This is a genomic window from Spirosoma foliorum, assembly GCF_014117325.1.
Classification (GTDB): domain Bacteria; phylum Bacteroidota; class Bacteroidia; order Cytophagales; family Spirosomataceae; genus Spirosoma; species Spirosoma foliorum.
Map to the genome: position 1 here is coordinate 6,816,451 of NZ_CP059732.1, position 13,002 is coordinate 6,829,452.

The window sequence follows — 13,002 nt, forward strand, 5'->3', positions numbered from 1 at the left end:
GATTTCATTTCCCCTTCGCCACAGCTTGATATTGAAAGGGCGTCATGCCCGTGTTGAGTTTGAACTGTCGGTGAAAATGGGAACTGTTATTATAACCGCACTCCAGGCCAATCTGCCCAATACTAATATCGACATTCATTAACAGTTTGCGGGCATGACCAATCCGAAGTTCGTTGAGATATTCGACAAACGTTTTTCGGGTGCGATTTTTGAAATAGCGGCAAAAAGCGGCCGGAGCCATCCCCGCTACTGATGCGATCTGTTCAATACGAATTTCTTCCCGAAAATTGAGCAGCATAAACTCCAGTACTCGCTTCATCCGCTCGGTTTCAGCGGCACCGGGAGCCAGTTGATAGCTGTCGCTGGCCAATAGCTGGGCTTCCTGATCTGCAGCTAGTTGGTTTAAAATAGCCAGCAAACTTAACATCTGCGTCAATCCGGTTTGTTCAGTCAACTGCACCATCAACAAAGCTACTGACTGGCTACTAGCCGGACTAAAATGCAGACCATAACGCGCCCGGTGAAGTAATTGACGTACAGCCTCTGCTTCGGGCATAGCTGCCAGCAATCGCTCATCAAAAGCAGCGGGAAACTGTACCACCACCGACTCTGCTCGTAAATCTGGCTTATTTTGGTAAAACTCCTCATCATTTCGCCAGAAATGTGGCAAATCTGGCCCAAGCAACACAAGATCGCCCGCCTGAAAGGACTCAACATGGTCGCCCACAAAACGCCGGCCATAGCCGCTAATAATATACGTCAACTCGTATTCGGGATGGTAATGCCAAGGCGCATCGAAGTATGGCAACTGAAATCGCCTGATTAGTGCCGAGCTCTGCTCACTAATCATTACTTTTTCGAAAAGTGCTTTCACTGAGTGCGCTATTTTAACCTACTTATTCCTTATATAACGAATACAGAATCAAAATTAGACACAAATCTGCAAAAACTCTATTCTAATCGTGTAATAATACCAGGTAGCTTTGTGGTGTTAGACTATTCCTAAACCTACTCTATCGAACGGGCAATTGCACGAAGCTGTATACATGTTATGCCGATACAGCTTTGTGCGAGAGCCCTTTTATATCACACACTACTCATCAATCAATGGAAGCTACGATCGATAAAGAAACTCTACTCAACGAACTGGACGCCTATTATACAGTTAGTCCCGAAGCCATCGATTTCTATCGTCAACATGGCTATGTAAAACTCAAGCATGTCCTGAGTCCAGACGCGCTGGCCTATTACGGCGATATTATTACGGATCTGGTTTTTCGACTCAATACGCTCATCAAACCAATGGAGGAGCGCACCACCTATGAGCGGGCGTTTTTGCAGATCATGAATCTCTGGCGAGAAGATGAGCAAGCGAAAGAGTTCGTTTTCTCGAAGCGACTAGCCAAAATCGCAGCCGACCTAATGGGGGGTGAAGGTGTAAGATTATATCACGATCAGGCTTTATACAAAGAACCTTCAGGTGGCATTACCCCCTGGCACGCCGACCAGTTTTACTGGCCGCTTGCTTCGCCGAACACAGTTACCGTCTGGATTCCGTTGCAGGATACACCGATGGAAATGGGACCTCTTGCCTTTGCCGAAGGAAGCCAGCATGTTGAAATTGGCCGCGATATTGAAATCAGTGATGACAGTGAAAAAATCCTATCTGATACTTTACAAAAATTAAATTTCAACGTTCACGATACGCCATTTGAGTTAGGCGAAGTGAGTTATCATGCGGGTTGGACATTCCACCGCGCCGGGCCTAATGTATCCGATCGTCCACGCAAGGTGATGACCATGATTTATATGGATAAAGATCAGGTTGTGATGCAGCCTCGCAATGAATATCAGGTTGCTGATCATGCCACCTGGCTCAATAATGCGCCCGTTGGAACTAATCCGCAAAGCGAGATAAATCCAGTTTTGTTTAGTTATTAGTCATCAGTTACTAGCAATTAGTCGCCAATCGATAGTCTGGAATAGGCAAGCATTTTCAGGAATGCAGTCTATTACAAACTACCGATTGGCGACTATTATTTTTTTATGGAAATATTTTTGCTGTATTTCTGTTGTTCCAACAAACCATCAACTTACCCAAAGCGGGATGAAATCAATTCTTGCGCTTGCGGTGTGGCTCTTGCTACCCCTAGCTACGTTTGCCCAGATTCTAAAACCAGTCACCTGGAGCTACAAACCAGCCAAAACTACTGCCAAAGTTGGCGAGGTCATTGAGTTACGTTTTACGGCCAATGTCCAAACCGGTTACCACATTTATTCCTCGGATGTTAACCCGAAAATTGATGGGCCTCTCCCAACAGTCATTAAGCTTAACCCCAACAAAAGCTTCGAACTGGTTGGAAAGGTAAAGCCAGTGAGTAAAGTCGAAACCAAATACGAAGAGGTATTTGAGGGCGATACGTATGTAATGCATGGCGCAGCTCAATTCTCGCAACGCATTAAAATTCTTAGCGATAAGCCTATTATTGAAGGTAATGTCGACTATCAGGTTTGTACAGACAAAGACGGCCAGTGCATTCCAGGAAACGAGGATTTCGCCATTACAGGCTTGGTTGTTAGTGCGCCAACTACTGCTACAACCGCTGTAGCATCAACGCCAACCGAGGCCTCAGCAGTTACCAAACCAACCTCCGAAACAGAAGTTGCGGCTGCTACCCCAGCCCCTGCCCTGACAGCGACAGAAGCCGTTAAAGCTGAAGAACCTACGGTTAAGGAAGCCGTTAAAATCCCGGACTTGTCGGTGGAAGGCACAAAAAATACGCCCCAGGATTCTCTAGGAGGCTTTTTACTGGCCGCTTTCCTATCGGGGTTGGTCGCGTTGCTTACTCCTTGCGTATTCCCGATTATTCCGGCTACAGTGAGTTTCTTTACGAATCAGCAAGGCGGCATGTGGAAAGCCTTTCTATACGGTGCCTTTATCATTGGTATTTACGTGCTGATTGGCACCGTGGTCTCTCGATTCAACGGCCCAGCTTTTGCTAATTTTGTTAGTACACACTGGCTGCCGAACCTTATTTTCTTTGCGACTTTCTTCATTTTCGGTCTTTCCTTCCTGGGCCTTTTTGAAATTGTCCTACCGAACTCGCTCATTAATAATGCCGATGCCCGTTCGGAGAAGGGTGGTATTGCCGGGATTTTCTTCATGGCTTTTACGTTGGTTCTTGTGTCGTTTTCGTGCACCGGGCCAATTGTCGGTAGCTTGCTGGTTGCATCGGCAGGTGGTGAAGTGGTGAAGCCCATTTTGGGAATGGCTGCATTTTCGTCGGCCTTCGCCATACCCTTTACGCTGTTTGCCGCCTTTCCACAATGGATGAAAAGTCTACCTCGTTCGGGTGGCTGGCTCAACTCCGTGAAAGTCGTTCTGGGCTTTATTGAATTGGCGCTTGCCCTTAAATTCCTGAGCATTGCCGATCAGGTTTACCATTGGCATTTACTCGACCGGGAAGTTTTCCTGGCGATCTGGATTGTCATTTTCGCACTGGTTGGATTTTATTTCTTGGGAAAACTTCGCCTGCCACACGATAGCGAGGTCAAGTTTATTAGTGTCCAGAAACTCCTGTTAGCCATCGCGACGTTCTCATTTGTGGTCTACATGATTCCTGGTTTATGGGGTGCTCCGTTGAAAGCATTATCGGGCTATTTACCCCCCGAAACATCACAGGATTTCAATTTGCACGGCAAATTTTCTAACGGTGCTCAACAGTCACCAGGACTAGCAGGAAGCGGCCCCATCCGACATGCCGATCTGTTTCACCTGCCACACGGCTTACAAGGATTTTTCGATTACAAACAGGCATTAGCCTATTCGAAGAAAGTAAACAAGCCTGTGTTTATTGATTTTACCGGACATGGTTGTGTAAACTGCCGGGAAATGGAAGCCCGTGTTTGGTCGGACCCCGCCGTATTGTCGCGACTTCAGAATGATTTTGTGGTACTAGCTCTCTACGTTGACGACAAAACCGATCTTCCTGAAGCCGAATGGTATACCTCCACCTACGACCAAAAGGTTAAAAAAACGATTGGTTCCCAAAACGCTGATCTGCAAATCACAAAATACAACAACAACGCCCAACCGCATTACTGCCTGGTAAATAGCGACGGAAAACTGCTGGTAGCCCCTAAAAACTACGACCGTGATATAGCTAACTTCGTCGCGTTTCTGGATTCAGGGAAGGCGAAGTTTTAACGTAACGCGGACATCCTGTCCGCATTGTTATAGTTAGACTATGCGGACAGGATGTCCGCGTTACACAAAAAATCCCCGCCATGTTCTGGCGGGGATTTTTAATTGATAGATACTTAAGGCGTCGATTAAGCAGCGGCTTCGGCTGGAGCAACCTGCGATTGTACTAATTCCATATCGGGTTTCGATTGATCGGAAACGGGGACACGGCCACGCTCTTTACGAACAATACGCGAATAAAGTGATATCTCCTGATCGAATAGGAAAAGGAAGAATAGCTTCACAAACGATGTATGATATTTCAGCGACTCGTAATACTCGGGAGCCGATTTCTTAATTTCGGGTAGCTTATTCCAGGGAATAGACGGAAAATCGTGGTGCTCATTGTGGAACCCAACGTTTAAGTTAGGGCCATTAAGCGGGCCGTAGTAGCTGTAGGTCTCCTGCTGTGGGTCAAGCGTCAAGAAGTGCTCCTGAGCCCAGCGCGCACCCAATGGGTGAAGGCCAACCGAGAAGAAAAGACACAGCACCATGAAAGCCAATGCTTTCCAGCCAAACAAGGTTACAATCAGTACGTCAAATGTGATCTGAACAATAAAATTGGCAATTACCCATTTATCAAAAACGGCTAATTCTTTCATCCGCAGCGTACGAATACCCTGAAAAATAGGATAGAACAACAACCAGATTGCCTTACCAATAGCGTAATTTTTGATTAACCGAGCCTCATACCAGTCCGGCAAATCGGCATCCAGTTCGTGAACCCCCTGAAAAGCATGGTGCTTGATATGGAAATTCTTAAACGTTAGTGCCGTTGGGAATACAGTTGGTAGGTTTGCAAAAATAGCTGCCCATGCATTAGCTGTGGGCTTCTTGAAAATCAGGTTATGAGCCGCTTCGTGAATACAAACGAATAGCGTATGTGCCGGGAATGCCCCAATAAACCAGGCAGCCGCAACTACAATCCACCACGATTGGTCACGAACGAGCCAGGCCATACCCGTCATCAGAACTACACAAAAGGCAGCCACCCAAAACGTATTCGGGTTTTTCTGACCGATCAGTTTCTTGATTTCGGGGTGAGATTTAAGGATTTGTCGAGTACGAATTCGGTGTGGTTCGGTGGTGTTCGACCGAACAAAATCAGTTAATGCTGCCATAAATAAGGTATCGCCAGTACAAATACAGTGAATACGAATAGTAAAATTAACACATTTTCAACTAGTAACGCTATTAATTCTCCCGAAAAATTCCTGACTTTAATCATATTTTCCTGTAAACGAGAAAGGCGAAACGGAGCCGTCTCGCCTTTACTAATTCAGGTTGATTCAACAAAAAACATAAAACTCTTTATATACACGAGGAAATACCTCATCTATCTAATATCCAATTGGGAATGAATAGCCCAACGAAAAAGCAACTCCGCGATTCCGAACATTGACATTTACGACGGGTACTTGAATCTGACGCGTAAAGCCATTTGTGTAACGGCCTTCGATAAAGAACTTACCAGCACCCGCATCGAACGCGAGACCAAGGCCACCTACAGCGCTAACATCCCAGCGGTTCAGCATACCGCCATAATTGACGTCTATATCGTAAGGCTTTGTCGTAATCAGGCCCGAAGCCCGTGTCCGAATACGACCATCGAGCGCGTAACTTACAGAAGGCCCTGCAATTAAGTAAGGTTGAACGGGGCCATCAGACAGGTTAAATTTAAAGAGCAAGGGCACTTCAAGTTGTTGAGATTGATAGGCAATGGTAGCTCCTATTGGGAGATTAAATCCGCCAAGATTCAGATCAATACCTTCTTTAATAGCCACGCCTTTTTGTACATAAGCGATTTCGGGTCGGAATGAGACGCGCTCACTCAATGGAATATCTAAGAAAAGAGCCGCTGTTGGGCCAATTGTCGGATGAAAATCAGGCATCATACTGCCAAGAAAGTCGGGTTTTGAGGCAAACCCAGCATTGGCACCACCGCGGATACCAACCTGAACCTGAGCAACAGAAATTTGGGTAACAAATAAGCCAAAGAAGGCAAGAACACCGGCAAGCACAATTCGTTTCATGGTATTATAGGGAAAATTGACTAGAAAATGAGAACCTGAAATTGATTGCGTAAAACGTCGGCGATAGGCGAAGTAGTTATTGTTTTTGCGATTATGCCTGTTAGAGGAAGCCATTGCCGAAAGGATTAACCAGTCCATAAAAAAAATTTATGCGTGTTTATCGTCAGCCCTTATTTCGTCCTCATTTACTAAATGTTTATTACTGGCAATCAGTAGTTTGTATTTTTTCTTGAAAACATTGTAGCGTCCTTGTAACTTTACCAACTACCTATAATCTTAACCTAACGATGAAGTATATTAAGCCAACTAAATTCAGCTACCTGCCTAAGTTTCTGATGCCGTTGGACTTACTGGGCCTATTTGAGTGCGATCCATTCGGTAGTTCACTGTTAATCAGAAGAATACTTATTGGTATTGTTGGGTGGTTAACCTATGCCCGCTATACGGTTGTGAACCGGATTGAGATCGAAGGGACAGAAAATCTGGAAAATCTTCCGATCAATAATGTGCTGTTTCTGTCGAATCATCAGACCTATTTTGCGGATGTGATTGCCTTTTTTCAGATTTTCTGCGCTGTAAAATGGGGGTTTCAGAACACGATTGTGCCTCCTGTCTATCTACTTGGCCCACGTGCCCGACAGTATTATGTAGCCGCTTCTGAAACCATGAAAAAAGGGTTTGTACCCCGCGTGCTGTCGGCAGCGGGTGCGCTCACTATCGAACGATCCTGGCGGGCTGAAGGCCGCGAAGTGCAGCGGGCAGTTGACAACACGGCCAATGATAAAATTGCCAAAGCGCTTGCGCACGGTTGGGTTGTTAGCTTCCCGCAGGGCACTACCACTCCCTACGCTCCCATTCGGAAAGGAACTGGGCATCTTCTCAAAAACAACGAACCCATTGTTATTCCGGTAGTTATCAACGGTTTTCGACGTGCTTTCGATAAAAAAGGGTTGCGCTTTAAAAAACGGAACACCCTTCTGACAGTTCAGTTTAAAGCCCCGCTACACTACAGCCCCGACGATACGGTCGATGATATCGTAGCCAAAGTTCGTCATGCTATTGAGCAGGATGCCCCAGAATGGGCCCAGGAAAAAAGTTAGTCACAATGCAAGTCATGCTTCCCATTCACCCTCATAGCTTATAGTAGGTTACATAGAACTCGTCTTTATACTACACGCCAACGAACTTGCCAAAACGGCGAACGACTTATTTCTAAAGACGAATGGCTATGCGATTGTATGTAAATCCAACCCTAACGAACTGTTTATTTCCCGCCTGCGCATTAGTACTAGGCTTACTGGCTTCCAGTTGTAATCAGTCTTACAAATCCTCTTCTAGCAATGACTTTGCGCGCGTCGTTCAGGACACGAATCCGCCTGTGGAGCCTCTATCGCCAGAAGCGAGCATAAAAAAAATTCAACTTCCGCCGGGCTATCACGTTGAGCTGGTTGCCAGCGAACCGATGATCCAGGAACCCGTCGCGATGGCCTGGGATGGAAATGGCAGGCTGTATGTAGTCGAGATGAATACATACATGATCGATGCCAGTGCCACTGGAGAGTATGCTCCAACAAGCCGAATCAAACGTTTGGAAGATACCGATGGCGACGGCAAGATGGATAAATCGACCATCTTTATTGATAGCCTCGTACTACCTCGCACTATCCTGCCCGTGGGCGATCAGTTGTTGGTGGGCATTACCAATGTTCAGCATATCTGGAGTTATCGGGATACCAACGGCGATGGCAAGGCCGATGAGAAAAAGATAGTATTTAAGAATGATGCCATCGACTCCCGCAATCTGGAGCATCAGAATGGTGGGATGATCTGGAATCTGGATAATTGGATTTATCCAACCCGTGATAATCTCCGGTATAAATACAAAAACGGCAAACTCCTGGCCGATACGCTGGTCGATAATATGATTGGTCAATGGGGTATGACGACTGACAATTATGGTCGTTTATTTTATTCAGAAGCCGGGCCTGGCTTACCAGCCGTACAAATTCAGCAAAATCCGGCCTACGGTGCTCTTAACTTTGCCGATCAATACTCAGAAGACTTCACAAAACCCTGGCCAATTATCGGAACTGTCGATGCACAAGGTGGCAGGGAAGCTCTACGGCCTGAAGACAACACACTCAATAAATTTACCGCTGGCTGTGGTCAGTCCATTTTCCGGGGAGATCGCTTACCTGCCGATATGCAGGGCGATTATTTTATTCCGGAACCCGTAGGGCGGATTATCAAGCGCGGAAAAGTGAGTAACCGAGATGGTAAAATTTACATTGACGATGCCTATAAGCAGAAAGATTGGCTGGCTTCTGCTGATATGAATTTCCGCCCTATCAATACCTACACGGGGCCCGATGGCTGTTTTTACATTGTTGATATGTACCACGGCATCATTCAGGAAAGCGAGTGGACCAAGCCCGGTTCGTACTTGGGTGGCATCATTCAACAAAAAGGTTTGTATAAAAATCGAGGCATGGGTCGAATTTACCGCATCGTTCACGATGATTTCAAACGCGATACTCAACGGCCCAATATGCTTAATGAGTTGAGCAGTAAATTGGTAACCTACCTCGATCACCCAAATGGCTGGTGGCGAGATAATGCACAACAGTTGCTTATTGTTCGGAACGATCAGTCTGTAGTACCAACGCTTCGGCAAATCGCTATTGGTGAAAAGGCATCTTTGCTCAAACAACCCAGTCCATTAGCCCGGATTCATGCGTTATGGACACTGGAAGGTTTGGAAGCTATTGATAAACCGACGCTTTTTAAAGCGTTTGCTGATACGGACGCGCAGGTTCGTAAAACCGCTGTCTGGGTCAGTGAGTATTATTTGAAGAAGAAAGATGCAGAGGTAATGTCAAAGCTGGCCACCCTGAAAGACGACCCAAGTGCCGATGTACGGATTCAGTTGGCCTTATCACTTCGTAGCCATAAAACACCCCAAACGCAGGCGCTTGTCAAGACGCTACTGGCCGAAAACCCGAAGAATGAGCTGATGCAATTTTCGTTTACAACTTTTGCTGAATCGCAGAAAATTCTTCAGGCCGAACAGGAGCGCACTCGCAACCTAAGTCCTGCCGATCGCGCTTTAGTAACTCGAGGTGCAACGATTTTCAAGCAGCTCTGCGCCACCTGCCACGGGCCTGATGGCAAAGGCATTACGATGGGAGGCAAACAAATGCCTGCTCCCCCCTCTGGTTGGCTCGCCACGTGTGAAAGGCGATAAAACGCTATTGATGCAGCTGCTGCTGAACGGTATGAGAGGCCCCGTAGATGGCAAAACTTACACCGATATGATGCCCTCGATGGCTGCCAACGATGACAAATGGATTGCTTCGGTACTTAGTTATGTCCGAAACAGTAGCGAATTAGGTAATAAATCATCGGTTGTCACACCCGAAGAAGTAGCTTATACCCGCGCCAATACACCCGTCATTCCAGCAGGCATGACTCAGCAGGAGTTGGAAATATTTAAGTTAGGTCGCGCGGAACGCACTAACTGGAGTAAACCAGACGATAAAGACAAGTCTCACAAATAGCCCAAACCGATGAACGTACCTTTTGTAAAAAGTCTTCTAGGCTGTCTGTTTGTGCTTTATGCGTCTGCGGCCTTCGCACAAGAGCCTACCTATACAAATAGCATCGGTATGGAGTTTGTACTCATTCAACCGGGGAGTATGACTGTTGGACGATTTCAGCCTCCTTATCCCCATCAGCCAGCGATTTCTACAGTATCAGCAAGTAAAGATCCCGGAATGCCGTGGACGCAAAATGACTACCAACTAGCGGAGAAATTAGTAAAACAAGATGCCCGGCCTGGCTTCCCGGTCAAGATTAGTAGCCCTTATTACATTGGCAAATTTGAGGTTACACAGGCCCAATGGAAACAGGTAATGGGTAGCAATCCATCCGCTTTTCAGGGAGATAAAGTCAAAGATGAAGCCGACCAACATCCGGTTGAACAAGTCACCTGGCAGGACACTCAGAAGTTTCTGGCAAAACTCAATGCTTTAGACAAAAATCATCATTACCGACTACCCACCGAATTTGAATGGGAATACGCTGCCCGTGCTGGTGCCCAGGACGACATTTCCTGGAAAGCGATTTGGGCATCGGCACAAATGGGCTCCAAAACGACCAGTAAGGTTGGCCAGAAAACACCGAATGCCTGGGGACTTTACGACACGCTAGGCAACGTTTGGGAATGGGTTCAGGATTATTACAACGAGAAAATCTTTGCCGATCAAACACCCCCACGTTCAGGTAACCAGCATGTGCTAAAAGGAGCTTCGTTTATGGGCGATGTAAAAAATGCGACCTACATGACTCACGCAGCCGGACCAGGCAACGGGTGGGATGTCGGTTTTCGCGTTGTGATGGAAACGAAGTGATTACCCTAACTTGAAATTTCATTAACCATGTCCTTAAAAAAAATAACCAGTCTCCTGTTGTTCTCGTTGATGGCGAGTTTTGCCAGTGCCCAAATCGGCAAAATTCCGGCAGGTTTCACCCCTATTTTCAATGGAAAAGATTTAAAAGGATGGCACACGAGCCGGACATCGCACCAGGGAACAACCGGCAATTTCTACGTAGAAAATGGTGTCGTTACCCTGAAACAATATCCATACGGGCAAGGCGGTGTTCTGCTAACCGACAAAAAATATGGCAACTTTGAACTTTATCTGGAAGCTAAAGTCGATTCGTTTTGCAATGGTGGCATCTTCATCCGCTCCACCGAAAGCGGGGCAGCTTACCAGGTCGAATTAGCTACGCCCAGCGGTTTGGGTGATCTATTAGGCGAACGGATGAACGTGAGCAAAGGCGCTCAGGCTAAAAGCATTGCCCAAGTCTGGAGACCCGGCGACTGGAATTCCTTCCGCATCCGCATGGAAGGTGAAATTCCACATGTAACCCTGTGGGTAAACGGTCAGCAAATGTGGGAGGTTACCGAGCCAGTCAATGACTTTGTTGCCGGAGAAACGAAAGGGATGATTGGGCTACAGGCGCACTGGTCGGCTGTATATTCGGCAGCTGCAGAGTCCTTTAATATGGCTAACTCATGGAAACCCGGTGCCGCTCACCGATTTCGAAATATTGCTATTAAAGAACTGTAAAAGTAGCGTGGACCTCCGGTCCGCATAGCTTAGGTTGTGTTTAAGCTATGCGGACCGGAGGTCCACGCTACTCTATTATAAAATCCAGCGGAAGAAAATATAGAGTGTAAACGAAAGCAGCACCGAAACGGGCAGTGTAAGTACCCAGGCGAGTGCAATATTTCTGACTGTATCAGCTTGAAGGTTTTTGATGCCTTTGCTGGCAACCATGCTTCCGGCAATACCTGACGACAGTACGTGTGTGGTACTAATTGGCAACTTCAACGCGGTACCAAGGCCAATCATCGTAGCGGCAACCAATTCGGCCGAGGCTCCCTGGGCATAGGTTAGGTGTTGTTTACCAATTTTCTCACCAACGGTCACTACAATCCGGCGCCAGCCAATCATGGTACCTAAGCCTAACGAAACGGCGATCATCAGAATAACCCAGAAAGGAGCATAATCCGTAAAGCGACGTAAGCCGCTCTCTTCATTAAGGCTTTTGCTCAATACAGCCAGTTGACTTGTGCTAAGATTAGCTCCTTCATCAGCCGTAATGTTTTTCATATTGCTATTAATCAGCAATAAATCTTTCCGTACGTCCAGACGCTTTTCGTTCGGAATTTTATTGTCAACTAATGGGCCATTAACCAGTTTGCTCAATTCCGTCAGTTCAGCACGGGTGCGAACAAGGCGTTCACGATTGGCAGGCGATAACTGATTTGAATCCAGCGCAGCAATCGTCTGCTCAATTCCAGTAATGTTCGTTTGCATCAGGCGCGGGTCGATGTCCGATTTAACCGCAAAATGATACGGTACAATCCCGATTAGAATGAGCATAATCAAACCGACACCTTTCTGTCCATCGTTGCTTCCGTGAAAGAAGCTTACTAAAGAACAGGTAAGAATCAGAATACCACGAATCCAGGCTGGTGGCTCGCTGTTTTTCTTAGGCTCTTTAAAAAGCGCCGTCTTGACATCTTCAGACGATAGTCGACGTAAGACAAACATCAAGACAATCGCTAAACTAAAGCCCAGTAATGGCGATAATAAGAGTGCTTCACCTGTTTCGATAGCCTTATCCCAGTTCACAGCAGCTCCGGCTGTGTTTTCGGGCAGAGTTGAAAAAGCAAGGCCAACCCCCAAAATCGAGCCAATCAGCGTATGCGAACTTGAGCTAGGAATACCGAAATACCAGGTTCCCAAATTCCAGATGATGGCGCTTAGTAGCAAGGCCAACACCATGGCTACACTATGATAAACATTCTGGTCGACCAGCAATTCAACCGGGAGCAGATTCACAATTCCCATCGCAACCCCGATACCACCCAACAAAACTCCAGTGAAGTTGCAGATCCCAGACCAGACAACGGCAACGGTTGGTTTTAACGAATTGGTGTAAATAACGGTGGCTACAGCGTTGGCTGTATCGTGGAAACCATTAACAAATTCAAAAGCACAAGCAGCGAATAAGCTGATGAAGAGGAGGATAAAAACATCCGTTTCTAATCCAAACATACGAGGGATATCTTCTGTAGACAGGCTAACAGTGGGTCCGTAAGCCAATGATTGCCACAAAAGTAAGACAAACTGAGGATAGCTATATTACCAAATT

At 46.5% G+C, this 13,002-nt stretch carries 11 protein-coding genes; 7 read left to right on the plus strand and 4 right to left on the minus strand.

Annotated elements, in window-relative coordinates:
- Positions 1-4: 4 nt before the first annotated feature.
- A complete protein-coding gene (locus H3H32_RS28695) occupies positions 5-874 on the minus strand; it encodes an AraC family transcriptional regulator (RefSeq protein ID WP_182459160.1) in 870 nt (289 codons plus the stop codon).
- 233 nt (positions 875-1,107) lie between these two features.
- Between H3H32_RS28695 and H3H32_RS28700 the strand changes: the two genes are divergently transcribed.
- Positions 1,108-1,941 carry a phytanoyl-CoA dioxygenase family protein gene (locus tag H3H32_RS28700; RefSeq protein WP_182459161.1) on the plus strand — a complete coding sequence of 278 codons (834 nt, stop codon included), beginning with the start codon at positions 1,108-1,110 and terminating at the stop codon, positions 1,939-1,941.
- 166 nt (positions 1,942-2,107) lie between these two features.
- The gene (locus H3H32_RS28705) at positions 2,108-4,207 is read left to right on the plus strand and encodes a protein-disulfide reductase DsbD family protein (protein WP_182459162.1); all 2,100 of its coding nucleotides are present in this window, start codon (positions 2,108-2,110) and stop codon (positions 4,205-4,207) included.
- 125 nt (positions 4,208-4,332) lie between these two features.
- Here the strand turns inward: H3H32_RS28705 and H3H32_RS28710 are convergent, their stop codons facing one another.
- Together H3H32_RS28710 and H3H32_RS28715 are read right to left on the minus strand one after the other, a co-directional pair.
- A complete protein-coding gene (locus H3H32_RS28710) occupies positions 4,333-5,364 on the minus strand; it encodes a fatty acid desaturase (protein ID WP_182459163.1) in 1,032 nt (343 codons plus the stop codon).
- A 219-nt stretch (positions 5,365-5,583) separates the two neighbouring features.
- Positions 5,584-6,276 (minus strand): porin family protein, encoded by a 693-nt coding sequence (locus H3H32_RS28715; protein ID WP_182464513.1) that lies wholly within the window; start codon positions 6,274-6,276, stop codon positions 5,584-5,586.
- A 287-nt stretch (positions 6,277-6,563) separates the two neighbouring features.
- Here H3H32_RS28715 and H3H32_RS28720 point away from each other — a divergent pair, with 287 nt between their 5' ends.
- From H3H32_RS28720 to H3H32_RS28735, 5 genes are all read left to right on the plus strand, one after another.
- Positions 6,564-7,376, plus strand: a complete 813-nt coding sequence (locus H3H32_RS28720) for a lysophospholipid acyltransferase family protein (RefSeq protein ID WP_182459164.1) — start codon at positions 6,564-6,566, stop codon at positions 7,374-7,376.
- Between the two features lie 122 nt (positions 7,377-7,498).
- The gene (locus H3H32_RS28725) at positions 7,499-9,520 is read left to right on the plus strand and encodes a DUF7133 domain-containing protein (protein WP_240543523.1); all 2,022 of its coding nucleotides are present in this window, start codon (positions 7,499-7,501) and stop codon (positions 9,518-9,520) included.
- Positions 9,521-9,530: 10 nt separating this feature from the next.
- Positions 9,531-9,833, plus strand: a complete 303-nt coding sequence (locus H3H32_RS37610; RefSeq protein ID WP_240543524.1) for a hypothetical protein — start codon at positions 9,531-9,533, stop codon at positions 9,831-9,833.
- Positions 9,834-9,842: 9 nt separating this feature from the next.
- The gene (locus H3H32_RS28730) at positions 9,843-10,685 is read left to right on the plus strand and encodes a formylglycine-generating enzyme family protein (RefSeq protein WP_182459165.1); all 843 of its coding nucleotides are present in this window, start codon (positions 9,843-9,845) and stop codon (positions 10,683-10,685) included.
- A gap of 27 nt (positions 10,686-10,712) precedes the next feature.
- Positions 10,713-11,408 (plus strand): 3-keto-disaccharide hydrolase, encoded by a 696-nt coding sequence (locus tag H3H32_RS28735; protein ID WP_182459166.1) that lies wholly within the window; start codon positions 10,713-10,715, stop codon positions 11,406-11,408.
- 75 nt (positions 11,409-11,483) lie between these two features.
- Here the strand turns inward: H3H32_RS28735 and H3H32_RS28740 are convergent, their stop codons facing one another.
- The gene (locus H3H32_RS28740; RefSeq protein ID WP_182459167.1) at positions 11,484-12,905 is read right to left on the minus strand and encodes an inorganic phosphate transporter; all 1,422 of its coding nucleotides are present in this window, start codon (positions 12,903-12,905) and stop codon (positions 11,484-11,486) included.
- Positions 12,906-13,002 lie beyond the last annotated feature (97 nt).

Bases quoted from the DNA above. Each gene is read 5' to 3' on its own strand.
- H3H32_RS28715 (WP_182464513.1), bottom strand. From the start codon at position 6,276: ATGAAACGAATTGTGCTTGCCGGTGTTCTTGCCTTCTTTGGCTTATTT.
- H3H32_RS28720 (WP_182459164.1), top strand. From the start codon at position 6,564: ATGAAGTATATTAAGCCAACTAAATTCAGCTACCTGCCTAAGTTTCTG.
- H3H32_RS28700 (WP_182459161.1), top strand. From the start codon at position 1,108: ATGGAAGCTACGATCGATAAAGAAACTCTACTCAACGAACTGGACGCC.
- H3H32_RS28740 (WP_182459167.1), bottom strand. From the start codon at position 12,905: ATGTTTGGATTAGAAACGGATGTTTTTATCCTCCTCTTCATCAGCTTA.
- H3H32_RS37610 (WP_240543524.1), top strand. From the start codon at position 9,531: ATGCAGCTGCTGCTGAACGGTATGAGAGGCCCCGTAGATGGCAAAACT.
- H3H32_RS28705 (WP_182459162.1), top strand. From the start codon at position 2,108: ATGAAATCAATTCTTGCGCTTGCGGTGTGGCTCTTGCTACCCCTAGCT.
- H3H32_RS28735 (WP_182459166.1), top strand. From the start codon at position 10,713: ATGTCCTTAAAAAAAATAACCAGTCTCCTGTTGTTCTCGTTGATGGCG.
- H3H32_RS28710 (WP_182459163.1), bottom strand. From the start codon at position 5,364: ATGGCAGCATTAACTGATTTTGTTCGGTCGAACACCACCGAACCACAC.
- H3H32_RS28730 (WP_182459165.1), top strand. From the start codon at position 9,843: ATGAACGTACCTTTTGTAAAAAGTCTTCTAGGCTGTCTGTTTGTGCTT.
- H3H32_RS28725 (WP_240543523.1), top strand. From the start codon at position 7,499: ATGGCTATGCGATTGTATGTAAATCCAACCCTAACGAACTGTTTATTT.